A 25213-nucleotide genomic window follows, 5' to 3' on the forward strand; every position below is an offset into this window, starting at 1 on the left:
AATAGGGGATCATTTTCGCGCGCTGATCGTCTAAGACGCGCACGATGCTGACCGACCTTTCCATTCGCGACGTGGTGCTGATCGAGGCGCTGGATCTGGGATTCGGCGAAGGACTTGGCGTGCTGACCGGCGAGACCGGCGCAGGCAAGTCGATCCTGCTCGATGCGCTGGGGCTTGCGCTTGGCGGACGCGGCGATAGCGGGCTCGTGCGGCACGGCGCGACGCAGGCCGTCGTCACCGCGACGTTCGACGCCCCTGCCCCCGAATCGCCGCTCGCACTGCTGTTCGATGAAAACGGGCTGGAGATCGAACGCGGCGAGCCGTTGATCGTGAAGCGGATCGTCAAGGCGGATGGCGGCAGTCGCGGATTCGTCAATGACCAGCCGGCGTCGGCGGGTCTGCTGCGCGAGATGGCGCCGCATCTGGTCGAGATTCACGGCCAGCATGACGAACGGGGGCTGTTGAATGCCCGCGGACATCGCGCGCTTCTCGACATCTTCGGGCGGACCGAGCCAGGCGCTACGGGCAAGGCCTATGCCGGGTTCCGTGCGGCCGAGGCCGAACTGGCGGCGGCGCGCGCGGATATCGAGACGGCGGCGCGCGATCGCGAATGGCTCGAGCATACCGTCGCCGAACTCGATGCGCTGGCGCCGGTCGCTGGCGAGGAAGAGACGTTGGCAGATACGCGACGGTCGATGCAGCGCGCGGAAAAGATCGCGGACGATCTGGCGGCGATCGACGATTTTCTCGAAGGCAAGGATGGCGGGCTGGCAAAGCTACGCCAGGCGGCGCGCGTGCTGGAGCGGATCGCGGAGGATCATATCGCGCTGGGCGAGGCACTGGCAGCGGTCGACCGCGCGGTGATCGAAGCGTCGGTCGCCGAAGAACAGTTGCGCGATGCGCGGGCGGAACTCGCCTATGATCCGCGTGCGCTGGAGGATGACGAGGCGCGCCTGTTCGAGTTGCGGGCAATGGCGCGCAAACACCGTGTGCAACCGGATGATCTCGCCGCGCTGGCGGACGAGATGCGCGCGCGGCTGGAGCGCCTCGATGCGGGCGAAGGCGGCATTGCCGTGCTGGAGGCTCGCGTTGCTTCCGCGCGCAAGGCGTATGACACGGCCTCGGACGCGCTAACGAAGCGGCGGCTGGCGGCGGCCAAGCGGCTCGACGTTGCGGTTGCGGGCGAACTGGCACCCTTGAAGCTCGACGCGGCGCGGTTCCAGACCGTGGTCGCGCCGCTTGGCGAAGAGGGCTGGTCGGCGGCGGGCAAGGACCGCGTCGAGTTCGAGATCTCGACCAATCCGGGCGCACCGTTCGCGGCGCTGACCAAGATCGCATCGGGCGGCGAATTGTCGCGCTTCATCCTCGCGCTGAAGGTGGCGCTGGCGGAAGAGGGCGGCGCGTCGACGATGGTGTTCGACGAGATCGACCGCGGCGTCGGTGGTGCGGTGGCCAGCGCGATCGGCGAACGCTTGGCGCGGCTCGCGCAGAGCACGCAGCTGCTGGTGGTGACGCACAGCCCGCAGGTTGCAGCACGCGGCGCCAAGCACCTGCTGATCGCGAAAAGTAGCGACGGCACGGTCACGCGAACGGGTGTACGCGCCTTGTCCGAGGACGAACGGCGCGAGGAAATCGCCCGGATGCTGTCCGGCGCGCAGATCACCGACGAGGCGCGCGCGCAGGCGGAGCGGTTGCTCGAGCGGGCCTGAGGTTTCGGGCCCTAGACTGCCGGCTGCGTATCCACTTCGAGCGACCCATTGGCCGAGATCTTACGGCGAATCTCTCGACCGACGTTTGAAATCAAGGCGTCGCTTGCCGCGGATGCCCCAGATGAATCTTCAACACCGGCACGACGATATAGTCACCACCTACCTTGCGGATGCCGTGCAGCGCGCGACTGCCGAAGCCGCCGTCTTCGCGGATCGCGGCGTGGATGGGCGTCTGCTCGGTGTGGATCATGTCGTCGAGCCCCGCCGCGCTGGCGTCCGAGCGCGGCCATAGCGTCTGCTGGACGCGGTCGTCGGCCGACGAATCATCGTTCCAATCATAGCCGATCGCCGGGGCAGGCTTTGGCGAGACATGGGTTTGCTGCGCCATGGCGGGGGTGGCGAGACACAGCGCCGACAAAACAACGGACGTCGTTTGCATCACACGCGTCTCTCCTTCCACCCCGGCGGAGGCCGGGGCCCAGCTGGGAAACAGTATTTGGCGAATGCTACGAACCGTTACAACGACCTTGCCTACTGGGCCCCGGCCTCCGCCGGGGTGGCAGCCCCCAAGCAGCCCGCCCCTTACCTCAATCGCGATAGTTCGGATCGATCCGGTCGAGTTTCCGCAACAGCGCCGGCCACGCCAGCCCATCCGCCAGCATCCGCATCCCCGGCCCGCTAGACTGACCCTCGACCTTCTCCGCCACGCCCTGGTTCGGCGTGTTGAGATTCTCGCGACCCGCGCTGAGCATCAGCACCTGCGCCTCGCACGCGCGCTCGAGGAAATACATCCGCAGGAACGCCTGCGGGATCGACTCGCCGACGGTCAGCGTGCCGTGGTTGCGCAGGATCATGCTGTGCTTGGTGCCGAGATCCTCGACCAGCCGCTCGCGCTCCTCGAGCTCGGTCGCGATCCCTTCGAAGTCGTGATACGCGACGTCGTGCCCGGCGATCATCGCGGTCTGCGTGTGCGGGAGCAGCCCTTCCGCCATCGCCGACACCGCCTGGCCGTGCGGCGTATGCAGATGCAGCACCGCGACCGCATCGTCGCGCGCGGCATGGACCGCCGAGTGGATCACGAACCCTGCACGGTTCACCGGCGCGGGCGTATCCATGACCTTGTCGCCGTTCACGTCGATCTTCACCAGCGACGACGCGGTGATCTCCTCGAACATGTGCGTGTAGGGGTTGATCAGGAAATGATGCTCGGGCCCCGGCACGCGCGCAGACAGATGCGTGAAGATCAAATCGTCCCAGCCATAATGCGCCACCAGACGGTATGCGGCGGCAAGATCGACGCGCAGCGCCCATTCCTCGGGCGAAACGAGATCGCGTACGGTCGGTTCGGTCCTGAGTGCGGTCGCCATCATCCATCTCCTGTTTTTATGGGCTCGGCATAGCATGGTGCAGGCCCCTGAAATGTCACCAGATTGACAATCCCGGCGATCGGCCGACACTTCTGCGATGTCGTCGATCGATCACGCGCAGCTCGAATCGGACTCCTGGTTCGGTGCGGTGCCGGCCGAGCGGCGCGCGCTGTTGCTGGCGCAGGCGAGCGTGCGATCTGTCGCGGCGGGGACGCGGTTGTACGGCGTCGGCGATCCGCCCGATGGGCTATGGGCGGTGCTCGACGGGCAGGTCCGACTGATCGGCTATCCCGCGGTCGGCGCCGAACTCGTCGTGCTGATGATGGGACCGGGGACGTGGTTCGGTGAGCTGTCGACGCTCGACGCGGGGCCGAGGCCGCATGATGCGGTCGCGTTCGGGCCGGCGCGCGTGCTGCATATCGGGATCGAGGCGTTCCGGCGGCTGGCGGGCGCCACGCCCGAACTATGGTGGGACATCGCGCTGCTGGCGTGCGCGCACCAGCGTGCGTCGCTGGCGTTCATGATGAATACGCTGGCGCAACCGATCCCGGTGCGATTGGCAAGGACGCTGGGGGGCCTCGCGCGCGCCGCGGGCGGGAGCAGCATCGAACTTCGCCAGGAGGATATCGCCACGATGATCGGCGTGTCGCGGCAGACGCTCAACAAAGCGCTGAAGGCGATGGAACGCGAAGAGGTGATTGCTGTCGAATATGCGCGGATCAGGGTCGTGGATGCGGAAGGGTTGCGTCGGTTGGGTGCGGGGTGAGTCGTCGCGCCTCATGAATAGCACCACCCCGGCGGAGGCCGGGGCCCAATTGGGGGACGGTGATAACGATGCGCATCGCTCCGTTACTGCGGCCTTTCCACTTGGGCCCCGGCCTTCGCCGGGGTGGAGTGAGGCTCTGCGGTCTCCGATCCTCCCCCGCCAGGGGGAGGTGGCTGGCCCTTGCCAGACGGAAGGGGGAGGCACGAGCAACCAGCGTTTTCGGTCCTCCCCCTCCGGCACCTTCGGTGCCCCCCCTTGCGGGGGAGGATCGTTGGCTCCCGTTACAGAACCCCGCTGCCACCCGTGGCCGCAAACGCGCTACCACTCGTAAAGCTGGTCCCCGTCTCCGCCAACGTTACGAACAGTGACGCTAGTTCCGCCGGCTGACCCGCGCGACCCAGCGGCGTGTCCTGCCCAAACTCGCCCATCTTGCCCGGCAGCTGTCCACCCGCGACCTGCAGCGGCGTCCAGACCGGACCCGGCGCGATCATGTTGACGCGGATCCCCTTTTTACCGAGCTGCTTGGCCAGCCCCTTGGTGAAGATCAGGATCGCGCCCTTGGTGGTCGCGTAATCGAGCAATTCCTCGCCCGGATCGACCGAGTTGACCGACCCCGTGTTGATGATCGACGCGCCCGGCTTCATCAGCGGGATCGCCGCCTTGCAGAGGTGAAACATCGCATAGACGTTGGTCTTCATCGTCCGATCGAACTGTTCGAAGCTGATCTCCGCGATCGACGCTTTCGACTGCTGGTAGGCGGCGTTGTTGACCAGGATATCGAGCCCGCCGAGTTCACGCGCGGCGCGTGCGATCAGGCCGTTGCAGAATTTCGCATCGGTCAGGTCGCCGGGGATCAGCACGACTTTCCGGCCCTCGGCACGGAGCAGCTTCGCCACGTCCTGTGCGTCGGGTTCCTCGGTCGGGTAATAGTTGATCGCGACATCGGCACCTTCGCGCGAGAACGCGATGACCGCCGCGCGGCCGATCCCGGAATCGCCGCCGGTGACCAGCGCTTTCCGCCCGGCAAGACGCCCCGAGCCGCGATAGCTCGCCTCGCCGCAATCCGGGACCGGGCGCATGTCGCGCTGGAGCGCGGGCCATTTCTGGCGCTGTTCGGGGAAGGGCGTCGAAACGAAGCGCGTCTGCGGATCGGCGAGTGGCGCCTGCCCCGCCCGCTGCCCTTGGGCGAAAGCAGGCGCGGCGGCAGCGGCGAGGCCGGTGACGGCGGCGCCCTTGAACAGGTCTCGGCGGCTGGTGTCTGTCATGATTACGCTTCCCGGAAAATTACCTTGCGATGTCAGCGTTTAAGTAACGCGAATGTTCACGACATGTTGATCCAGGTCTTGTCGAAAGACGCCCCCCTCCCCTAACCCGGCGCAATGACCGACCTTCCCGCGACCGAGACCGAAGCCGCCGCCGAGCTGGAGACGCTCGCCGCGCAGATCGCGTATCATAACGCCCGCTATCATACCGACGACGCGCCCGAGATCAGCGACGCCGACTATGACGCGCTGGTGCGGCGCAATTCGGCGATCGAGGCTGCGTTTCCGGGCGCCGTGCGGAGCGATTCCCCGAGCCGGACGGTGGGGGCGGCGCCGGCGGGGCATCTGGCGAAGGTCGCGCATGCCAAGGCGATGATGAGCCTCGACAACGCGTTCGCCGACGAGGAGGTCGAGGAGTTCGCCGCGCGCGTGCGCCGGTTCCTGAAGCTGGCGGACGACTCGCCGGTGGCGCTCACCGCGGAGCCGAAGATCGACGGGCTGTCGTGTTCGTTGCGGTATGAAGACGGGCGGCTGATGCAGGCGTTGACCCGAGGTGACGGGCAGGTCGGCGAGGACGTCACGGCTAACGTGCGGACCATCAGCGACATCCCGCAAACCTTGTTCCCCCGCGAAGGCGGGGGCCCAGACTGGACCCCCGCCTTCGCGGGGGAACAAACTTCTGAGGAAGCCGGGAGAATCCCCGCGATCTTCGAGGTTCGCGGCGAGGTGTATATGGCGAAGGACGACTTCGCTGCGCTCAACGCGCGCCTGCTCGCCGAGGCGGAGGAGAGCGGCAAAGACGCACGGCAGTTCGCCAACCCGCGCAACGCCGCTGCGGGATCGCTGCGCCAGAAGGACGCGAGCGTGACCGCGAGCCGGACGCTCCGGTTCCTCGCGCACGGCTGGGGCGAGGCCAGCGTCGTGCCGGGTGATACCCAGGCCGAGGTCGTCGACACGCTACGCGGCTGGGGCTTCCCGATCGCCGAGGGGTTCGCACGGGTCGAGGGAACGGCGGCGGCGCTCGACGTCTACCGCAAAATCGAAGCCGAGCGCGCCGACCTGCCCTTCGATATCGATGGCGTCGTCTACAAGGTCGACCGGCTCGACTGGCAGGCGCGGCTCGGCCAGGTCGCCAAAGCCCCCCGCTGGGCGATCGCGCACAAATTCCCCGCCGAACGTGCGCAGACCTTGCTCGAGCGGATCGACATCCAGGTCGGCCGCACCGGCGCGATGACCCCCGTCGCGCGCCTCTCTCCCGTGACGGTCGGTGGCGTCGTCGTAACCAACGCGACCCTCCACAATGCCGACGAGATCGAGCGGCTCGGCGTCCGGCCGGGCGACCGCGTGCTCGTCCAGCGCGCCGGCGACGTCATCCCGCAGATCGTCGAAAACCTTACGCCTGAAGCAGAGCGCGAGGCTTACGTCTTCCCGCATACCTGCCCCGAATGCGGGTCCGCCGCCGAGCGCGAGGAGGGCGAGGTCGTCTATCGCTGCACAGGCGGACTGATCTGCCCGGCGCAGCGCGTCGAACGGCTTATCCACTTCGCCTCGCGCCATGCCTTCGACATCGGCGGTCTCGGCCAGACGCTGATCGAAGCGTTCTTCCGCGACGGCCTGATCGAATCGCCCGCCGACATCTTCCGCCTGACCGAGGAACAGCTAGCGGCGAGGAAGAAAGACGGGCGCGTGTGGGCGGCCAAAGTCATCGCCGCGATCGAGACCAAGCGGACCATCCCGCTCGACCGCTTCCTGTTCTCGCTCGGCATCCGCCACGTCGGCGAGATTACCGCGCGTGACCTCGCACGACGCTATGTGTCGGCGAAAGCACTCGGCGCGGTGCTGCGGCACGCGGTATTCCTGCGCAGCCAAATCGAGCCGGTGATCGGCGAACCCGAGCGGAAGTTCGTGCTCCGCCGCGATAAGCTGCTGGTCGGCGCGATCGAAACCGCCGGCATCGGCCCCGAGGTCGCGAGCGCGTTGGTCGGCTTCTGCGCCGAGCCGCATAATCGCCACGTGGTGTTCGACCTGTTGCGCGAAGTGAAGCCCGCAGACGTCGTCCACGAGACGCGCGAATCGCCGGTCACCGGCCAGATCCTGGTCTTCACCGGCAGCCTGGAGACGCTCAGCCGCGACGAGGCGAAGGCGCAGGCGGAAGCGCTCGGCGCGCGAGTCGCTGCGTCGGTATCGAGCAAGACCGGCCTCGTGATCGCGGGTCCGGGGGCGGGCTCCAAGCTGAAAAAGGCCACCGACCTCGGCATCCGCGTCATCACCGAAGCCGAATGGGCGGAGATCGTCGCCGCCAGCTAAGGCGCGCGACACTGCTGGTCGGCGGTTCCATCCCGGCCGAAACGGTTCCACTGCGTGGCTTTTTTGCAACGCGGTATGACCGAGTGTGTCCATGACACTTCCCGACTCGCCAATGTCACATATCCGAAATATTCGAAGTGCAGGGCCGGATTAACACGACATGAAGTCGCGAAGTTCGGAGCCGCGGGCTCTCAAAGGGGTAATTACTGATGCGGAACAACCTTTTCCTGGGTGTGGCAGTCGTTGCGCTCGTCGCACCTGCCGCCGCCATGGCGCAGGACACGACGGCGACGATCCGCGGTTCGGTCCAGTCCGCCGGCGTACCCGTCAACGGCGCCACGGTGGTCATCACCAACGTCCCGTCAGGCACGCGCTCGACCGCGACGACCGATGCGAGCGGGACGTTCATCGTCACCGGCCTGCGCGCGGGCGGCCCGTTCACCGTCGACGTCGCCTCGTCGCAGGGCAGCACCAGCGTTACCGACGTCTTCACCGTCATCGGCCAGCCTTTCGACCTGCCGATCGAACTCGCAGCGGGCGGCACCGCCAGCAGCGATGAGATCGTCGTCACCGCCTCGTCGATCCGTGGCGCCGGGACGTCGTCGGATGGCCCGCAGACCGTGCTGAGTGCACGCGACATCAGCAAGGTCGCCTCGGTCAACCGCGACATCCGCGACATCCAGCGCCGCGATCCGTTCGCCACGCTCGATCTGTCGAACAACCGCGCCGTGTCGTTCGCCGGCAGCAACCCGCGCTTCAACCGCTTCTCGATCAACGGCGTGTCGGTCAGCGACAATTTCGGCCTGAACGTCGATGCCAGCCCGACCGCACGCGGCCCGATTCCGTACGATGCGATCGCACAGGTCTCGGTCTCGATCGCACCGTATGATTTCCGCCAGGGCAATTTCCAGGGCGGCGCAATCGACGCGACGCTCGCGTCCGGCACCAACGACTTCCACGGCACCGGCTTCTACTCGCAGAACACCGACGGCCTGTACGGCAAAAAGATCGGCTCGTTCACGCGCCCCGACACGAACTTCAAGTCGGAAACCTATGGCGCGACGTTGTCGGGCCCGATCGTCAAGGACAAGCTGTTCTTCATGGTCTCGGCCGAGCGCAACACCGAAGCCCGCCCGCTGACGGTCTCGTCCGCGTCGCAGGTGCCGTTCGGCTCGGGCTTCCTGACCCAGGCGCAGGTCGACAATGTCGCGGCGATCTCGCAGTCGGTCTACGGCTACGACCCGGGCGAAGTCCTGTCGATCGCGCAGCAGAAGGACGAGAAGATCGTCGGCAAGCTCGACTGGAACGTCACCGACGGCCAGAAGCTCGCACTGTCCTACGTCAACGCGTTCGACTCGTTCGTCGTCAGCGGTGCCAATTCGCAGTCGGTTACGACGCCGGGCTTCTCGCTCGACTCGAACGGCTACACGCTGAAGGAACTGCTTCGCGCCGGCATCGCGCAGCTGAACTCGGATTGGTCCGACACGTTCTCGACCGAAGTCCGCGGCACGTACAAGAAGTACACCCGCACGCGCGATCCGCTGCGCGGCAATGATTTCGCCCAGTTCCGTGTCTGCCTCGATCCGACCTCGCTCGGCACCAACGGCCAGGCTCAGTCGTGCAGCACCGGTACGCCGGTCATCGCGTTCGGCCCGGACATCTCCAGCCAGTCGAACACGTTCGCGACGGAAACGTTCGGCGGATCGGCGTTGGCCAACGTCTCGGTCGGCGATCACAGCATTCGCCTGCTCGGCGAATTCTCGCACGTGACGATCAACAACCTGTTCCTGCAGAACACGGCCGGCTCGTATTATTTCGACTCGCTCGCCGATTTCCAGGCGCGCCGGGCGAACCAGGTGACCTATCAGGACGCCGTATCGCTCAACACGAACGACGCCGCGGCTAACTTCGGGTATCAGCAATATACCTTTGGCGCGCAGGACAGCTGGCGCGTCAGCGATACGTTTAACCTCACCTATGGCGCACGCTACGACCTGTACGACATGCAGAGCCGCATCCCGTACAACGCCAACTTCCAGAACCGCGTCGGTTTCGCGAACACCAAGAACTTCAAGGGCTTGGGCGCGTTTCAGCCGCGTATCAGCTTCGACTTCAAGCCGCCGATCTCGCGTCTGAAGCTGCGCGGCGGTGCCGGCATCTTCGCTGGCGGCGCACCCGACGTGTACCTGTCGAACAGCTTCTCGAACACCGGCGTCGTCACCAATTCGGTGACGGTCAACCGCAACACCAGCGGCGCATCCGTCTACAACCAGCCGATCGCGATCGGTGACGCCGCGCTCAACAACGTCAACGGCGCCGCCATCCCCGCGGTCCTGGCAAACTATCTGTCGACCAACACGGCATCGCTCAGCACCGCGCCTGTCAACGCGATCGACCCAAGCTTCGACATCCCGTCGACGCTGAAGGCCACCTTCTCGGCCGATTATGATCTGTTCGGCATCCAGTTCGGCGCCGACTACATCTATTCGAACGTCATCCAGCAGGTTCAGTTCAGCGACGCCCGCTCGGTCGTGATCGGGCGCCTGCCCGATGGTCGCCCCCGGTACGGCGCGCGTAACAACGCCGGCGGGATCGGCGTAACCGATCCGAACACGGATATCGTGCTCGGCAACACCAGCCGCGGTCGCGGTCATGTGTGGGACGTCCGCGCTTCGAAGACGTTCGACTGGGGTCTGTCGCTCGGCGGTAGCTACACCTGGCAGGACGTGAAGGACGCGACGCCGGCGACGTCGTCGACTGCTCTGTCCAACTACGGCAACGCGGCGATGCTCGACCCGAACTTTGCCGCCTATGGCCGGTCGAACGACGAAACCCGCTGGGCGTTCAAGTACAACATCGGCTTCGATCACGCGTTCTTTGGTGATTATCGTACCGCGATCCAGCTGTTTGGTGAGACCCGTGCAGGCCGTAACTACAGCTTTACGATGATCGATCAGAGTGGCGGTACCAGCACGCGCAGTGCGGTGTTCGGCACGCTGTCGAACAATGGTCGGTACCTGCTGTACGTTCCGACCGGCGCGAACGATCCGATCGTCAGCTACGACTCTGCGGCAACGCAGACCGCGCTCGATGGCCTGATCAACAACACCGAACTGAAGGATTATCGCGGCAAGATCGCGGGCCGTAACATTGCCCGCAGCCGCGCCTTCACGCGCATCGATCTCCATCTCGAACAGCAGGTTCCGACGTTTATCGGCGGGTCGCGCGTGACGATCTTCGGCGATATCGAGAACCTTCCGAACCTGCTCAACAGCAAGTGGGGCGGTCTCCGTCAGCTGGCGTTCCCGTCGACGGCTTCGGTCGTGCAGGTGCAGTGCCTTGCTGCCGCAACACCGACCGGAACCACGGGCGTCGCCGCGACCAACGCCGGTCAGGCCTGTGCGCAGTATCGCTACTCGTCGTTCCGCGAGCCGAGCACGGCGGTTTCGCCGGTATTCAACGGTTCGCTGTACCTGATCCGTATTGGCGCACGCTTCACATTCTAAACCAAGCTCGACCCATTTGGTCGAACCGGGCCGCCGTTCCTGTAAGGGAGCGGCGGCCCTTTTCGTTCGAGGCAACGCCAGATATCCACGACCCACGGGTTTTGCGTGTCCGTTGCGCCACGTGTAAGGCGGCAAGCCAATGGCTATCACTCCCGCCCCGCCCCCCGGCTCATCCGCCCTGAACTCGGCCCGGCGCCTGCCCTTCACCGCGCGACCGTTTTTCGAGAACAAGGCGCGCGCGTTCTGGATCCTCCAGGCGGTTGGCTGGAGCGGGTATCTGTTGCTGCGCGGGGTGGTGTCGATCTCGAACGGGCTGTCGCTCGACGGCGTGATCCCGGTGATCGTCGAGGCGATCGTAGGCTACTGCATCACGCTGCTGCTCTCGACGATGTACGGCCAGTACCGCCGGATGAACCGGCTGGTTGGCATCTTCCTGACGATCGCGACGCTGGCGGCGGCGACGTTCCTGTATGCGGTGCTCGACGCGTTCACGTTCTCGTTCATCGCGACCGCGACGCCGGGGGTGACGCTCACGCGGCTGCTCGGGTCGGTGTATGTCACCTTCACGGTGCTGTTCGGGTGGTCGGCGCTGTATTTCGGGATCAACTTCTACCTGATCGTCGAGCAGCAGATCGACCAGATGGAGCATCTCGAGAACCAGGCGTCGTCGGCACAGCTGGCGATGCTGCGGTATCAGCTCAACCCGCATTTCCTGTTCAACACGCTAAACTCGATCTCGACCTTGGTGCTGCTCAAGCAGACCGAGCGGGCGAACGCGATGCTCAGCCGGTTGTCGTCGTTCCTGCGCTATACGCTGGCGAACGAGCCGACCGCGCACGTCACCGTCGCGCAGGAAGTGGACCAGCTGAAGCTGTATCTGGAGATCGAGAAGATGCGCTTCGAGGATCGGATGCGGCCCAAGTTCGACATCGATCCGCGCGCCGAACGGGCGAGATTGCCGTCGCTGCTGCTCCAACCTTTGGTCGAGAACGCGATCAAATATGCCGTCACGCCGCAGGAGGAAGGCGCCGAAATCTGCGTCGAAGTGCGGCTCGCCGGGGAACGCGTGCAGATCGCCGTATCCGATACCGGTCCGGGCTTGATCGAGGGCCGGATCGGTTCAAGCCAATCCACAGGCGTGGGGCTCGCTAATATTAGAGACAGGTTGGCTCAGGCATATGGGCCCGACCATCGTTTCGAAACCCGCTCCACGCCCGCTGGCGGCTTCTCGGTCGAGATCGAGATTCCGTATCAGCTTGAAGACGTGAACAGAGAGGCCGCATGACCATCCGTACCATTCTCGTCGACGACGAGCCGCTGGCGATCCAGGGGCTGGAACTCCGACTCCAGGCCCATGAAGACGTCGAGATCATCGAAAAATGCTCGAACGGCCGCGAGGCGATTCGCGCGATCAAGACGCACAAGCCCGACCTGGTCTTCCTCGATATCCAGATGCCGGGGTTCGACGGGTTCTCCGTCGTGCAGGGGCTGATGGAGGTCGAGCCGCCTTTGTTCGTGTTCGTCACCGCGTATTCGGACCATGCGTTGCGCGCGTTCGAGGCGCAGGCGGTCGATTATCTGATGAAGCCTGTCGAAGAGTCCCGTCTGGCGGATACGATCGAGCGGGTTCGGCAACGTTTGAGCGAGAAGCGCGGCGTCGAGGAGGTCGATCGGTTGCGCGAAGTGCTCGCCGATGTCGCGCCGGATGCGGCGGCGGACATGCCGGATGGGGATGCCGTGTCGGCCAATCGGTTCGAGAAGCTCATCAACATCAAGGATCGCGGGCAGATCTTCCGCGTCGATGTGGATACGATCGAGCGGATCGATGCGGCCGGCGATTACATGTGCATCTATACTGGCGATAATACGCTGATTTTGCGCGAGACTATGAAGGATCTGGAGAAGCGGTTGGATCCGCGGCGGTTCCAGCGGGTGCATCGGTCGACTATCGTGAACCTGGATCTGGTCAAGCAGGTCAAGCCGCATACGAACGGGGAATGCTTCCTAGTGCTGAATTCCGGGGCGAGCGTGAAGGTGTCCCGGTCGTACCGCGATGTGGTTGCGCGGTTCGTTCACTGAGTTCGAGCCCGTCGTCCTAGCCGCGTCCCCGTCATCCTGACGAACGCGGGGGGGTGTGGTCGGGGCGAGCTTTCGGGAGCGTGCTCTTCCACGTCCGTCCTTGCCGATCGAGGTCCCGACTTTCGTCGGGATGACGGGGGTGCGCTCCCTTAGCGGGCGGTTCCCCCGTTTCCCGTGGCCATTAACCAGTCCCTAAACCCCGCGGCTTAGAGCGGGGGGATGAAGACGTCGGGTTACGGCCTTTATCCCCATGCGCTGATCAGCCTGCCCGCTTTGGTGATGGCGACGTCGTGCGTGCCGGCGGACCGCCCTGCGGCGATCGCCCGGGCCCAGCCGGAGCGGAACTCTCGCGCGTTGTTGGCGCGAATGGCGCTGCATGTGCCTGACGACATTTCGGCGAAGGCGGCACAGGCCGCTACGGATACCGCGTTTGCCGGGGCCGCCCCGGTCGTCGCGCCACCATTCTCGACCGTCGCGCAATCGACCGACGATGCCTCGCGCGCGGCCGACTGCCTGACCGCTGCTGTATATTACGAGGCACGGTCGCAGTCGGAGGACGGCCAGCGTGCAGTGGCGCAGGTCGTGCTGAACCGCGTGCGCGACCGGGCCTTTCCGAACAGCGTTTGCGGGGTGGTGTACCAGGGGGCAGAGCGGCGGACCGGGTGCCAGTTCAGCTTTACCTGCGACGGCTCGATGAACCGTGTGCGCGAGCCGGGGGCTTGGAATCGCGCGCGGGCGGTTGCGGCGGCAGCGCTTGAGGGGAGCGTTTATGCGCCAGTCGGGGCGGCGACGTCGTTTCATACGACCAGCATTTTGCCTTGGTGGGCGTCTAGTCTTGCGCGGATCACGACGGTTGGGGCGCATGTGTTCTATCGCTGGCAGGGGGCGTTGGAGCGGGCTCTGACGTTTCGGCAGGCTTATGCTGGGGTGGAGCCTGGGGTCCGGAGTGTTGGTTTGGCGAGCGATGGTGGTGTGGCGGTAGCCGCGGCGCCGGTTGCTGGCGTTTCGGTGCATTACGGCAACCGGGACGACGTTGCGGACTCGGGTGCGGAGCCGGCCGATGCGCTGCATGGGGTGACGGTGCACCGGGGTTTGCCGCGCTCCGGCTCGACAATGGCCGGCGCTGCGGTCGTGCAGACGCGGTTGGTTTCGGGGGTGCGGGTTCACGTTGGTGGGCGGGCAGCTGCGATGATCGGTAGTGGTACCGGGGGCGCCGCGGTCGTTTCAGACGAAATCTAACCACTCCGAGGATACCACCCCGGCGGAGGCCGGGGCCCAATTGGGGAACGTTGCTAACGGCGGATGGCGCTCCGTTACGACCACCTTTCCACTTGGGCCCCGGCCTTCGCCGGGGTGGTAGTAATGCGGGATAGTTTTGGTGGCGGGACTGCCCCTTCTTGTTCCCCCGCGGAGGCGGGGGTCCAGGGTATCGGGCGGTGGCGTTTGTGGTCCTGGGCCTCCGCCTTCGCGGGGGAACAGCTTCTTCCAAAGGAGCTCTCGCCGCTCCATCGCGAGAGACACCCCTCCCCTCGCAAAACCATGCTGCATCTGCTAACGGCACGCGCATGCTGAACCTGAACAATATCACGGTGCGCCTGGGCGGACGCGTTATCCTCGATGGCGCCACCGCCGCGTTGCCGCCGGGCTCGCGCGTCGGGCTGATCGGGCGCAACGGCGCGGGCAAGTCGACGATGGTGCGCGTGATCGCGGGGCAGCTGGAGCCCGACGACGGTTCCGCCGACATGCCGCGGGGCGCGCGGATCGGGTACCTCGCGCAGGAAGCGCCGCACGGCGTGAAGACCCCGTTTGAGACCGTGCTCGAAGCCGACCTGGAGCGCGCCGCGCTGATGATCGAGAGCGAGACGAGCGAGGATCCCGACCGGCTCGGCGACGTGTACGAGCGGCTGATCGCGATCGATGCCTACACCGCGCCCGCCCGCGCCGCGCAGATCCTGCTCGGCCTCGGCTTCGACGAGGACATGCAGGCGCGCACGCTCGACAGCTTCTCGGGTGGCTGGAAGATGCGCGTCGCGCTCGCCGCGTTGCTGTTCTCGCAGCCGGATCTGCTGCTGCTCGACGAGCCCTCGAACCATCTCGATCTCGAAGCGGTGATGTGGCTGGAGGACTTCCTCAAGGGCTACAAGGCGACGATCGTGGTGGTCAGCCACGAGCGCGATTTCCTCAACAACGTGGTCGATCACATCCTGCATCTGCAGGGCGGCAAGATCACGCTGTATCCCGGCGGCTACGACGCGTTCGAGCGCCAGCGCGCCGAGCGTCTTGCGCAGATCGAGGCGGCGCGCGCCAACCAGGCGGTGCAGCGCGAGAAGCTGCAGGAATATATCGCCAAGAATTCGGCGCGCGCCTCGACCGCGAAGCAGGCGCAGTCGCGGCAGAAGATGCTGTCGAAGATGCAGCCGATCGCCGAGAGCTATAACGATCCGACGCTGTCGTTCGGCTTCCCCAATCCGACCGAGCTGCGCCCGCCTTTGATCACGCTCGACATGGCGACGGTGGGCTATGCCGACGTGCCGATCCTGAAGCGGCTCAACATGCGGCTCGATCCCGACGACCGGGTCGCGCTGCTCGGGCGCAACGGCAATGGCAAGACCACGCTCGCGCGGCTGCTGGCGGCGCAGCTGACGCCGATGGACGGCGAGATGTCGTCGTCGGGCAAGATGAAGGTCGGGTATTTCACGCAGTATCAGGTCGAGGAACTCGATCCGACCGATTCGCCGATCGAGCATATGTCGCACCTGATGAAGGGCGCGACTCCGGCGGCCGTGCGCGCGCAATTGGGGCGCTTCGGCTTCTCGGGCGACAAGGCGACGACTCGGGTCGGCAAGTTGTCGGGTGGCGAGCGGGCGCGTCTGGCGCTGGCGCTGATCACGCGCGATGCGCCGCATCTGCTGATCCTCGATGAGCCTACCAACCATCTGGACGTCGATGCGCGCGAGGCTTTGGTGCAAGCGCTGAACGCGTATACCGGCGCTGTCGTGCTGGTCAGCCATGATCGGCATATGCTGGAGCTGACCGCGGATCGGCTGGTGCTGGTCGACGACGGGACGGCGAAGGAATTCGACGGCAGCCTCGACGATTACATCGCGTTCGTCCTGAAGGGCGATGGCGGCAAGGGCGATGCGGCGTCGAAGGCCGACAAGAAGGCCGGCAAGAAGGCTGCGGCCGAGGCGAAGAGTAATGACGCAGCTCTGCGCAAGGCTTTACGCGAGATCGAGGAGCAGACGGCCAAGTTCACCAAGGAGCGGAATGCTCTGGACCGCGCGATGGTCGATCCGGCGACTGCGGAGCCGCGGTTCTCGCGGATGTCGATGGGGGATTTGAGCAAGCGTCGGGCCGAGGTGCATGCGAAGCTTGAGGCTAGCGAGGCGAAGTGGCTGGAGGCTAGCGAGGCGCTGGAGGGCGTGGAGGCGTAAGCGCCGCGCCCCGCGTAACGTCCCTCGCCGTCATCCCAGCGGAAGCTGGGATCTCCCCGTTCGAGTCGTAGCGTCCGCCAAGCGGGATACCCCAGCTTCCGCTGGGGTGACGAGATTTGGGAGGGGCAGCCGTATTCCAGCGCGCCAGTGACTCAGCGATGGTCCGCGCTGCTATGTTCTCCCGCGAAGGCGGGAGCCCAGTCTGGGTCCCCGCCTTCGCGGGAAAACATCCTTCTCTCAGCTCAGAGAATAGGCTCCGCGCTCTTCAGGCTCAGCCCTCGTCGGTGTCCGCGCCCGCTGCCGGTCGCTCGAACCAAGCCTCCACCGGCCCGACCAGCTTGAGCGTCAGCGCGTTGCCGTTGCGGTCGACCTTCTTGCCGAGCGCGACTCGGATCCAGCCTTCCGAGATGCAATATTCCTCGACGTCGTGGCGTACCTTGTCCTTGAAGCGGATGCCGATGCCGCGCTCGAGCAGGTCCTGCTGGAAGAACGGGCTGCGCTGGTTGATCGACAGGCGATCGGGGGGCGTGTCGCCGGTTGCGGCCGGGGTGGCGGCGGCTTCGGTCTCGGGCGTGTTTGGCGTGTCGGTCATGGTCGCGCGTCTAGCGGCAAGCACCGGGCACGCGCCAGAAAAAAGGCACCGGACGCAAAAGAGGCGCCGGGATTGCTCCCGACGCCTCCGTGCGACCTTATGGTCGGATCAGCTGCAGACCTGCACCGCGACCCGGTCGCCATAATAGGGGTCGACCCGCCATTCGTTCCAGCACCGCGGGCGGTAATCCTCGCGGTAGTAGGTACGTACCGGCGGGCTGTAATACGCCACCGGTGGCTGCGCGTAATAGCCGCCGTTGTAATAGCCGCGGTCGTAGTACCGATTGCGGTTGTTGCTGCTGGCGATCGCTGCGCCGACACCGAGGCCGAGGATGCCGCCGAGCACCGCTGCGCCGGCTGCATTGCCGCCGCCACGATGGCCGTGCCAGCCGCCGCCGTAGCCGCGCCCATAACCACCGCGACCCCAACGCTGCGCGTCGGCTGGTGCTGCTGCCGTCAAAGCCGTTGCGGCGAGTGCTACGCCGAGGCCTACTTTCTTGAAAAATCCGTTCATCTCTTCCGAACTCCGTTACTAGTTACGCCCGGTCCGCTTGGGACAAACGCATAAGTGTCCGACCGTGTTTCAGGATTTAGGCGACTCGGTCTGAACTGCATCGGAACGGGCTGTTAACCCACGGTATAGCTGCCCACCCCTGCTGCGGTCGGTCCCGCGAGGGGACTCGGCGTTGTGCCGCGACACTCGGCTTCGTTTACGAATATGGGATAGGGTGGCGGGATGCGCACGATCCTGCCGATGCAAGCGATAGCCTTTTCCGTTTTGAGTGGCAGTGCCGTGCTGATCGGCGGGCTAGCGTTATCCGGATCGCCCGTTCGCGTGCGCGCAACAGAACCGACGTCGGTCGCCAAACCCGTGGCCGTAGCGTCGAAGCCCGTACCAGCGCCGCCGCCGGCGAACGCAGCGCCGGACCCTGCCGAGGGGTATGTCGTCAAGCGCGTGCTGGACGTGCCTGAGCCGCTCCGGCACGGCGCCTATTACTGGGATACTGAGGGCGTGCCCGAGGGACCTATCGTGATAACCGTCGACCTCGTCGCGCAAACCTTGTCGATTTTTCGCGCGGGCTACGAGATCGGGACGGCTGCGGTGATTTATGGCGCTGACGAGAAACCGACACCGCTAGGCGTGTTCAAGATCACGCAGAAGGACGCGCATCATGTGTCGAACCTTTACGGGGCGCCGATGCCGTACATGCTGCGGCTGACGAATGATGGGGTTTCGATCCATGGCAGTAAGCTGATGGATGGGAAGTACGCTACGCATGGGTGCGTTGGGGTGCCTACGGCGTTTGCCAAGCTGATTTTCGAGCAGGTTAAGCTGGGGGATCGGGTGATCGTTACGAGTGGGGAGATGTTGGCGCGGGGCGGGCGGATTACTGCTGCTTGAGGGCGCGGTTTCGGACGGTAGCGCGCCGTGCCCTCACCTTTCGCCGCCTTTGGCGTCTCTTCCTCTCCCCGCGGGAGAGGAATTTGGGAACGCCTTCATATCCTGGAAATCGGCACCTCCCCGGCGTAGGCCGGGGTCCAGTTGGGGGACGTCGCTAACGAAGGTCAGCGCCCAGTTACTGCGACCTTTCCACCTGGGCCCCGGCCTTCGCCGGGGAGGTGCACCGATTTGAGTACTGAGCGCTCGCGTTGCCGTCGGCGTGAGTGCTGCCCTCGTTCTTTCTAGCACAAAACAAAAGGGCCGGAGGTTTCCCCCCGGCCCTTCTGCATTTCCTAGCCAGCGCGCCGCGGCAAAGCCGCGTCGTCGGACCTCGCCTGAGCGAGGCCGGCCGAGCTTGTAAGCTTGGCCGGCTTCGCCGTGCCAGGCTCACGCGCTCTGCTTAGCCCGGCTAGCGCGCTTACGCTCGTTCGCATCCAGGAAGCGCTTGCGCAGGCGGATCGACTTCGGCGTGACTTCGACCATCTCGTCGTCGTCGATGTACGCGATCGCCTGCTCCAGCGTCGCGCGCTTCGGCGGGGACAGGCGGACCTGGTCGTCCTTGCCGCCCGACGCGCGGAAGTTGGTCAGTGCCTTGGTCTTCATCGGGTTGACCTCGAGGTCGTCCGGCTTGGCGTTCTCGCCGACGATCATGCCCTCATAGAGCGCCTCGCCGTGGCCCACGAACAGGATGCCGCGCTCTTCGAGCGGACCCAGTGCGTAGTTGTTCGCCTCGCCCGAACCGTTCGAGATCAAAACACCGTTCTTGCGGCCTTCGATCGCGCCCTTGTGCGGACCATACTTCTCGAACAGCCGGTTCATGATGCCCGTGCCGCGCGTGTCGGACAGGAACTCGCCATGATAGCCGATCATCCCGCGCGACGGGGCCGAGAAGGTGATGCGGGTCTTGCCGCCGGTCGACGGACGCATGTCGGTCAGCTCGGCCTTACGCGTGTTCATCTTCTCGACGACGGTGCCCGAATGCTCCTCGTCGACGTCGATGATGACGGTCTCGTACGGCTCGGTCTTCTTGCCGTTCTCGTCCTCGCCGAACAGCACGCGCGGACGCGAAATGCCCAGCTCGAAGCCTTCGCGGCGCATCGTCTCGATCAGCACGCCCAGCTGAAGCTCGCCGCGGCCGGCGACTTCGAAGCTGTCCTTGTCGGCCGCCTCGGTCACCTTCACGGCGACGTTCGACTCGGCTTCGCGGAACAGGCGCTCGCGGATCATGCGCGACGTCACCTTGCTGCCCTCACGGCCCGCCATCGGCGAATCGTTCACGGCAAAACGCATCGACAGCGTGGGGGGATCGATCGGCTGCGCGTGCAGCGGCTCGGTCACCGTGATGTCGGCGATCGTGTCGGCAACCGTGGCGACCGAGAGACCTGCCAGCGAGATGATGTCGCCGGCCTTGGCTTCGTCGACGGGAACGCGCTCGAGACCACGGAACGACATGATCTTGGACGCGCGACCGGTCTCGATGATCTTGCCGTCGTTATCGAGCGCGTGGATCGCCTGGTTGGTCTTCACGGTACCCGAATTGACGCGGCCGGTGAGGACGCGGCCGAGGAACGGATCGCGGTCGAGCAGCGTGACGAGGAAGGTGAACGGCACGCCGGCGACTTCCACGGCGGGCGGGGGCACGTGCTTCACGATCGTCTCGAACATCGGGATCAGCGTGCCTTCGCGCGCGTCCATGTCGGTCGAGGCATAGCCGTTGCGACCCGATGCGTAGAGCACGGGGAAGTCGAGCTGGTCGTCGTTCGCGTCGAGCGACACGAACAGGTCGAACACTTCGTCGAGCACTTCCTGGATGCGCGCGTCGTTGCGATCGACCTTGTTGACGACGACGATCGGCTTCAGGCCGAGGGCCAGCGCCTTGCCGGTGACGAACTTGGTCTGCGGCATCGCGCCTTCCGACGAATCGACCAGCAGGACGACGCCGTCGACCATCGACAGGATGCGCTCGACTTCGCCGCCGAAATCGGCGTGGCCGGGCGTGTCGACGATGTTGATGCGGATGCTCTCGGACTCCCCGGGAGGGGTCCAGTCGACCGAGGTCGGCTTGGCGAGAATGGTGATGCCACGCTCTTTTTCGAGGTCGTTCGAATCCATTGCGCGCTCTTCGACGCGCTGGTTGTCGCGGAAGGTGCCGGACTGGCGGAAGAGCTGGTCGACCAGCGTCGTCTTGCCGTGATCGACGTGCGCAATGATCGCCACGTTGCGGAGGCTCATGAATGTATTCTCTTGATCGAGGAACGGGGTTGGCGCGCGCCATAGCGTAATTGTTGCGCCGCGGGAAGACGCAGCGGCATTTCGTCGCCTTTAGAGGGAACCTCCACGGCGCTTGTATGTTCCGGCGGCGAGAATAGCACGGGGATCGCGGACCGCCAGCATTGCCCTCAGCGCAGCGCGTTTGTCGGGTGCGGCGACATAGTAACGCTGCCAGATCCTCAGCCCCATCCAATAGCCAAGTTCGGGCGGCCAGCCGGCGGGCGGCGTGGAGTAGTTGCCGATCCAGCGGGCATAGGCCTTGGCTTCCGGTGAGCCTTGCTCGGGGTCATCCTTGTCGGTGAGCTTTCGGGTGAGCGCGATATCGGCCTGCATCTGGCGCCAGAGTTCGGCCTCGCGCGGGGTGGCCCAGGCGGCGCGGGCGGCGTCGGGCTCCTCGCCGGTGACGAGTTGCGCGATGAAGTCGGCCGCGCCCTCGACCAGGATCGCGGTGAGCAGGGGGTCGCGGGCGAGCGTCATGCCGGCGTCCTGCTGGAAGGAATGCACCGTCTCGTGCGCGAAGAAATGCCGCAGCGTCTGGCGGAGCTTTTCCGGGGTTGGCGACATGCGGCAAAGCACTTCGAGCCCGAGCACCTGCGCGCCGGGCTTGGCGGTGCCACCGGACGTGTTCGCGCCGAAGACTATATAGACTTGTGGGAGCTTCACATCGGGGAGCGCGCCGTGGAGACCGAGATAGAGCGCGCGGAGATCGGCGGTGGCGGCCTTGGCGGCGGGGAGGCAGGTCTTGATCGCCTGCGCGTAGCGGGTGGGGTTGCCCGCGATGGCGTGCGCGAGCGTGTCCGCGTCGACGATCCGGCCGGGGGTGAAGACGCCGATCCCGAAACTGCCCTTGTCGAGATAGTCGCGTTTCAGTTGCGCGGCGGTGGGTTTGCCCTTGGTTTTGGCGAAGACGGTCGCGAAGCGGTCGGCGTCTTCGGTGTGGATCGTTGCAGTTAGCGGGTCGGCTGGCGGGGGACGATTCGTGGCCGCCGCGGGGAGGAGGGCGAGCGCGAGGATCAGCGGGCGAAGCATGGTGCAGAGTATCGCGTGTTCGCCAGGGCGCCAGAGCGGATATTGCAATCCTCCCCCGCCAGGGGGAGGTGTCGCCGAAGGGGACGGAGGGGGGAGGACACGGAACCGGCTTGGTCGCTTGCCGCCCCCTCCGTCAGGCTACGCCTGCCACCTCCCCCTCGCGGGGGAGGATCGTGAGGTGGCGGCGACATGCAACGCCCCACCCTCCATTCTATCCACCCCGGCGAAGGCCGGGGCCCAGTTGGAAAGGTGGCAATAACGAGGTGCCGCCATCCGTTAGCAACGTCCCCCAACTGGGCCCCGGCCTTCGCCGGGGGGTGGCCTAGGTTAACGGTACAACTCCGGCATGGCGCGGTGCGTCAGAACCCTTCCAGCACGATCTTCCCCTTAGCCGTGTGGCTCTCGATCCGCTCGTGCGCCTTCCGCAAATTCGCCGCGTCGATCCGCCCGAAATTCTCCGCCAGCGTCGTCCGGATCGTCCCTGCATCCACCAGCCGCGCGACCTCGTCGAGCAACTTGCCCTGCTCGCCCATGTCCGCGGTCTGGAACAGCGAGCGCGTGTACATCAGCTCCCAGTGGACCGAGATCGACTTCTGCTTGAGCGGCACGATGTCGAGCGTCTTCGGATCGTCGATCAGCGCGAGCCGACCCTGCGGCGCCAGCAGTTCGCCGATCTCGGCGATGTGCTCGTCGGTATGCGTCGTCGAGAACACGAACCCCGGTGCGCCGAGCCCGAGCGCCTCGACCTGCGCGGCGAGTGGCTTGCGGTGGTCGATCACGTGATGCGCGCCGAGCTCCTCGACCCAGCCCCGCGTCTCGTCGCGCGACGCGGTGGCGATCACGGTCAGGTCGGTGAGCTGCCGCGCGAGCTGGATCGTGATCGAGCCGACCCCGCCTGCCCCGCCGATGATCAGGATCGCGTTCGCCGCGCCGGGGACGGGTTTACGCCCGTCGAGACGGTCGAACAGCGTTTCCCACGCGGTGACCGAGGTCAGCGGCAGCGCCGCCGCCTGCGCCCAGTCTAGCGATGCCGGCTTGTGGCCGACGATGCGTTCGTCGACGAGATGATACTCCGAATTGGTACCGGGTCGGTCGATCGCGCCCGCGTAGAACACGTCATCGCCGACCGTGAACCCGGTCACGTCCGGACCGACCGCGACGACGACGCCCGATGCGTCCCAGCCCAGCACCTGAGGCTTGCCGTCCGGATCTTCGCGACGCTGGCGGATTTTGGTGTCGACCGGGTTGACCGACACCGCCTTCACCTCGACCAGCAGGTCGCGGCCAGACGCCTCGGGCTTGGGGAGGTCGAGGTCGACGAGCGACTGCCGGTCGTCGATCGGGAGCGACTTGGTATAGCCGATGGCGCGCATGCTGGAACTCCTGTGATGTCGCCGACAAGCTGTCCACGCGGCCGCCCGGTTTCAAGGAGAGCTGTTGGCAAGCCAGGGTGTATTATCTATATACGCCACTTGAACGCGGGGCGGGTTGCAGCCACCATGCCCCACCGAACGGAGAGACAAGCATGGCGACGACCCCGAACACGCTGACGGAAGAGCCGGGCCTGGTGCTGACCCCGCCCGATCCGGTGCCCACGGTCGCGGCCGCGAAGGCGTCCGGGCTCGTGCCCGTCGATGCCGGCGTGAAGTCGCAGTTGGAGGAGCGCGTGTCGGGCTTCGTCACCGACCTCGTCGCGCAGGACGTCAATTCCCCCGAATTCGGCAAGCGCGTCGACGCGATCACGGCGATGGGCGCGAAGGAAATCCGCGACGCCGCCGGCCAGTCGAACCGCTTCCTCGATCGCCCGGTCAAGGCGATGGATCAGGAGACCGGCGTCGGCAAGGACCTCGCCGAGCTACGCCGCGTCGTCGAGGATCTCGATCCCGGCAAGAAGGGAAACCTGACCGCGCCGCAGAAGCTGTTCGGGATCATCCCGTTCGGTGGCAAGATGCGCAATTATTTCGACGGCTATAAATCGTCGCAGACGCACATCGCGCAGATCCTGAAGAGCCTCGGCTCGGGCAAGGACGAACTGCTGATGGACAATGCCGCGATCGATACCGAGCGCGCCAATTTGTGGGCGGCGATGGGTCGGCTAGAGCAGATGATCCACCTGTCGAAGACGATGGACGCCAAGCTGGAGGACGTCGCCAACGATCTCGACCACAGCGATCCCGCCAAGGCGAAGGCGATCCGCGAGACCGCGCTGTTCTACACGCGCCAACGGACGCAGGATTTGCTGACGCAGATGGCGGTGACCGTGCAGGGATATCTCGCGCTCGATCTGGTCAAGAAGAACAATGTCGAGCTGGTGAAAGGCGTCGATCGCGCGTCGACCACGACCGTCTCGGCGCTGCGCACCGCGGTGACGGTGGCGCAGGCGCTGACCAACCAGAAGCTGGTGCTGGAGCAGATCACCGCGCTCAACACGACGACCGCGAACATCATCGATTCGACCGGCAAGCTGCTCAAATCGCAGACCGCGCAGATCCACGAACAGGCCGCGTCGGCCACCATCCCGCTGGAGACGCTGCAACGCGCATTCCAGAATATCTACGACACGATGGACGCGATCGACGTGTTCAAGCTGAAGGCGCTCGATTCGATGAAGGTGACGGTCGGCGCGCTGTCGAACGAGGTCGACAAGTCCCGCGGCTATATCGCGCGTGCTGAAGGGGCGACTCAAGGCCAGCTGGGCGGACCCTCGCCTAGCCCGTTCAAGCTGGAGGCGATGTAACCCTCGTGAGCGAAGTAGACGACGCCATCGCCAGCGCCCGCGCCTCCTGGTCGCGCATTTCCGACGACCGGACGGGCGCCGTCATCGCACGCGTCCCATCGCGGGGGCGGGCGCGGCAGACGCAGGCGATCGGCAAGCGGCTGACCCGGATCGCGGTCGCCGACGTGTCGATCCTGATCGCGGCGATGGTGATCGGCTGGATCGTGCCGCTCGGGATCGGCGGCGCGATGGTGGTCATGGCGCTGCTGGTCGCCGCCACGGTGCTGTTCGCGATCTGGCCGGCGGAACGCGCGCCCACGCCCGAGCGCCTCGCGGCGGTCGACATCCGCGCCCTCCCCGCGCAGACCGAACGCTGGCTGGAAGCGCAACGCCCCGCCCTCCCAGCCCCGGCGATGACGTTGGTCGACCGGATCGGCCTGCGTCTCGAAACGCTGACGCCGCAACTCGCAACGCTCGACGCGAACACGCAGGAAGCGGTCGACGTCCGGAAGCTGATCGGCGAGCAACTGCCTGCCTTCGTCAAGGATTACGAGAAAGTGCCGGCGTCGCTCCGCACCACCCCGCGCAACGGCCGCTCGCCCGACGCCGAGCTGGTCGACGGCCTGAAGCTGATCGAACAGGAAATCGGCGAAATGACCGCCCGCCTCGCGCAGAGCGACCTCGACAACCTCTCCACCCGCGGCCGCTTCCTGGAGATGAAGTACAAGGATTGAG

Annotated in this window: 19 protein-coding genes; 11 read left to right on the forward strand and 8 right to left on the reverse strand. The window is 65.7% G+C overall.

The window, feature by feature from the left end:
* Positions 1 to 44 precede the first annotated feature (44 nt).
* Positions 45 to 1709 (forward strand): DNA repair protein RecN, encoded by a 1665-nt coding sequence (recN, locus tag U1763_RS13590; RefSeq protein WP_332755611.1) that lies wholly within the window; start codon positions 45 to 47, stop codon positions 1707 to 1709.
* A gap of 91 nt (positions 1710 to 1800) precedes the next feature.
* On the opposite strand, the gene U1763_RS13595 is transcribed toward recN, so the two are convergent.
* Together U1763_RS13595 and U1763_RS13600 are read right to left on the reverse strand one after the other, a co-directional pair.
* Entirely contained in the window at positions 1801 to 2148 is a 348-nt protein-coding gene (locus U1763_RS13595; protein ID WP_332755612.1) for a hypothetical protein, read from the reverse strand.
* 148 nt (positions 2149 to 2296) lie between these two features.
* The gene (locus U1763_RS13600) at positions 2297 to 3076 is read right to left on the reverse strand and encodes a class II aldolase/adducin family protein (protein WP_332755613.1); all 780 of its coding nucleotides are present in this window, start codon (positions 3074 to 3076) and stop codon (positions 2297 to 2299) included.
* Positions 3077 to 3173: 97 nt separating this feature from the next.
* On the opposite strand from U1763_RS13600, the gene U1763_RS13605 reads away from it, so the two are divergent.
* Complete coding sequence (locus U1763_RS13605) at positions 3174 to 3842, forward strand: Crp/Fnr family transcriptional regulator (protein WP_332755614.1); 669 nt, start codon at positions 3174 to 3176, stop codon at positions 3840 to 3842.
* Positions 3843 to 4123: 281 nt separating this feature from the next.
* Here the strand turns inward: U1763_RS13605 and U1763_RS13610 are convergent, their stop codons facing one another.
* Complete coding sequence (locus tag U1763_RS13610) at positions 4124 to 5107, reverse strand: SDR family oxidoreductase (RefSeq protein ID WP_332755615.1); 984 nt, start codon at positions 5105 to 5107, stop codon at positions 4124 to 4126.
* A 114-nt stretch (positions 5108 to 5221) separates the two neighbouring features.
* On the opposite strand from U1763_RS13610, the gene ligA reads away from it, so the two are divergent.
* From ligA to U1763_RS13640, 6 genes are all read left to right on the forward strand, one after another.
* Positions 5222 to 7411 (forward strand): NAD-dependent DNA ligase LigA, encoded by a 2190-nt coding sequence (gene ligA, locus U1763_RS13615; RefSeq protein ID WP_332755616.1) that lies wholly within the window; start codon positions 5222 to 5224, stop codon positions 7409 to 7411.
* Between the two features lie 209 nt (positions 7412 to 7620).
* Positions 7621 to 10917, forward strand: coding sequence for a TonB-dependent receptor (locus U1763_RS13620; RefSeq protein WP_332755617.1), 3297 nt, complete (start codon positions 7621 to 7623; stop codon positions 10915 to 10917).
* A 139-nt stretch (positions 10918 to 11056) separates the two neighbouring features.
* Entirely contained in the window at positions 11057 to 12202 is a 1146-nt protein-coding gene (locus tag U1763_RS13625; RefSeq protein WP_332755618.1) for a sensor histidine kinase, read from the forward strand.
* The gene (locus U1763_RS13630; protein ID WP_031393111.1) at positions 12199 to 12996 is read left to right on the forward strand and encodes a LytR/AlgR family response regulator transcription factor; all 798 of its coding nucleotides are present in this window, start codon (positions 12199 to 12201) and stop codon (positions 12994 to 12996) included. Before U1763_RS13625 ends, U1763_RS13630 begins: the two co-directional genes overlap by 4 nt.
* A gap of 219 nt (positions 12997 to 13215) precedes the next feature.
* The gene (locus U1763_RS13635) at positions 13216 to 14235 is read left to right on the forward strand and encodes a cell wall hydrolase (protein ID WP_132737354.1); all 1020 of its coding nucleotides are present in this window, start codon (positions 13216 to 13218) and stop codon (positions 14233 to 14235) included.
* 326 nt (positions 14236 to 14561) lie between these two features.
* A complete protein-coding gene (locus U1763_RS13640; protein WP_332755619.1) occupies positions 14562 to 16430 on the forward strand; it encodes an ABC-F family ATP-binding cassette domain-containing protein in 1869 nt (622 codons plus the stop codon).
* A gap of 271 nt (positions 16431 to 16701) precedes the next feature.
* Here the strand turns inward: U1763_RS13640 and U1763_RS13645 are convergent, their stop codons facing one another.
* Both U1763_RS13645 and U1763_RS13650 read right to left on the reverse strand, forming a co-directional pair.
* On the reverse strand, positions 16702 to 17022 hold the full coding sequence (locus U1763_RS13645) for a DUF3297 family protein (RefSeq protein WP_056066699.1): 321 nt from the start codon (positions 17020 to 17022) through the stop codon (positions 16702 to 16704).
* A gap of 108 nt (positions 17023 to 17130) precedes the next feature.
* Positions 17131 to 17535, reverse strand: a complete 405-nt coding sequence (locus tag U1763_RS13650; protein ID WP_332755620.1) for a hypothetical protein — start codon at positions 17533 to 17535, stop codon at positions 17131 to 17133.
* 321 nt (positions 17536 to 17856) lie between these two features.
* Between U1763_RS13650 and U1763_RS13655 the strand changes: the two genes are divergently transcribed.
* Positions 17857 to 18423: a L,D-transpeptidase family protein gene (locus U1763_RS13655; protein ID WP_332755621.1), complete on the forward strand. Its 567-nt coding sequence runs from the start codon at positions 17857 to 17859 to the stop codon at positions 18421 to 18423.
* 426 nt (positions 18424 to 18849) lie between these two features.
* Here U1763_RS13655 and typA read toward each other — a convergent pair whose 3' ends face one another.
* The 3 genes from typA to U1763_RS13670 form a co-directional block, all read right to left on the reverse strand.
* Positions 18850 to 20694: a translational GTPase TypA gene (typA, locus tag U1763_RS13660; RefSeq protein WP_056051990.1), complete on the reverse strand. Its 1845-nt coding sequence runs from the start codon at positions 20692 to 20694 to the stop codon at positions 18850 to 18852.
* A 90-nt stretch (positions 20695 to 20784) separates the two neighbouring features.
* Complete coding sequence (locus U1763_RS13665) at positions 20785 to 21762, reverse strand: DUF2268 domain-containing putative Zn-dependent protease (RefSeq protein WP_332755622.1); 978 nt, start codon at positions 21760 to 21762, stop codon at positions 20785 to 20787.
* Positions 21763 to 22121: 359 nt separating this feature from the next.
* Positions 22122 to 23135, reverse strand: coding sequence for a zinc-binding alcohol dehydrogenase family protein (locus tag U1763_RS13670; RefSeq protein WP_332755623.1), 1014 nt, complete (start codon positions 23133 to 23135; stop codon positions 22122 to 22124).
* 152 nt (positions 23136 to 23287) lie between these two features.
* On the opposite strand from U1763_RS13670, the gene U1763_RS13675 reads away from it, so the two are divergent.
* Together U1763_RS13675 and U1763_RS13680 are read left to right on the forward strand one after the other, a co-directional pair.
* A complete protein-coding gene (locus tag U1763_RS13675; RefSeq protein WP_277982969.1) occupies positions 23288 to 24499 on the forward strand; it encodes a toxic anion resistance protein in 1212 nt (403 codons plus the stop codon).
* A gap of 5 nt (positions 24500 to 24504) precedes the next feature.
* Positions 24505 to 25212 (forward strand): hypothetical protein, encoded by a 708-nt coding sequence (locus tag U1763_RS13680; protein ID WP_277982968.1) that lies wholly within the window; start codon positions 24505 to 24507, stop codon positions 25210 to 25212.
* The last annotated feature ends 1 nt before the right edge of the window (position 25213 follow it).

Source organism: Sphingomonas sorbitolis (assembly GCF_036663875.1).
Taxonomy (GTDB): domain Bacteria; phylum Pseudomonadota; class Alphaproteobacteria; order Sphingomonadales; family Sphingomonadaceae; genus Sphingomonas.

Coding starts and splice junctions, on each gene's coding strand:
- U1763_RS13630 (WP_031393111.1), top strand. CDS start 12,199: ATGACCATCCGTACCATTCTCGTCGACGACGAGCCGCTGGCGATCCAG.
- recN (WP_332755611.1), top strand. CDS start 45: ATGCTGACCGACCTTTCCATTCGCGACGTGGTGCTGATCGAGGCGCTG.
- U1763_RS13595 (WP_332755612.1), bottom strand. CDS start 2,148: ATGCAAACGACGTCCGTTGTTTTGTCGGCGCTGTGTCTCGCCACCCCC.
- U1763_RS13640 (WP_332755619.1), top strand. CDS start 14,562: ATGCTGAACCTGAACAATATCACGGTGCGCCTGGGCGGACGCGTTATC.
- U1763_RS13605 (WP_332755614.1), top strand. CDS start 3,174: ATGTCGTCGATCGATCACGCGCAGCTCGAATCGGACTCCTGGTTCGGT.
- typA (WP_056051990.1), bottom strand. CDS start 20,694: ATGAGCCTCCGCAACGTGGCGATCATTGCGCACGTCGATCACGGCAAG.
- U1763_RS13670 (WP_332755623.1), bottom strand. CDS start 23,135: ATGCGCGCCATCGGCTATACCAAGTCGCTCCCGATCGACGACCGGCAG.
- U1763_RS13625 (WP_332755618.1), top strand. CDS start 11,057: ATGGCTATCACTCCCGCCCCGCCCCCCGGCTCATCCGCCCTGAACTCG.
- U1763_RS13620 (WP_332755617.1), top strand. CDS start 7,621: ATGCGGAACAACCTTTTCCTGGGTGTGGCAGTCGTTGCGCTCGTCGCA.
- ligA (WP_332755616.1), top strand. CDS start 5,222: ATGACCGACCTTCCCGCGACCGAGACCGAAGCCGCCGCCGAGCTGGAG.
- U1763_RS13650 (WP_332755620.1), bottom strand. CDS start 17,535: ATGAACGGATTTTTCAAGAAAGTAGGCCTCGGCGTAGCACTCGCCGCA.
- U1763_RS13675 (WP_277982969.1), top strand. CDS start 23,288: ATGGCGACGACCCCGAACACGCTGACGGAAGAGCCGGGCCTGGTGCTG.
- U1763_RS13665 (WP_332755622.1), bottom strand. CDS start 21,762: ATGCTTCGCCCGCTGATCCTCGCGCTCGCCCTCCTCCCCGCGGCGGCC.
- U1763_RS13645 (WP_056066699.1), bottom strand. CDS start 17,022: ATGACCGACACGCCAAACACGCCCGAGACCGAAGCCGCCGCCACCCCG.
- U1763_RS13610 (WP_332755615.1), bottom strand. CDS start 5,107: ATGACAGACACCAGCCGCCGAGACCTGTTCAAGGGCGCCGCCGTCACC.
- U1763_RS13600 (WP_332755613.1), bottom strand. CDS start 3,076: ATGGCGACCGCACTCAGGACCGAACCGACCGTACGCGATCTCGTTTCG.
- U1763_RS13635 (WP_132737354.1), top strand. CDS start 13,216: ATGAAGACGTCGGGTTACGGCCTTTATCCCCATGCGCTGATCAGCCTG.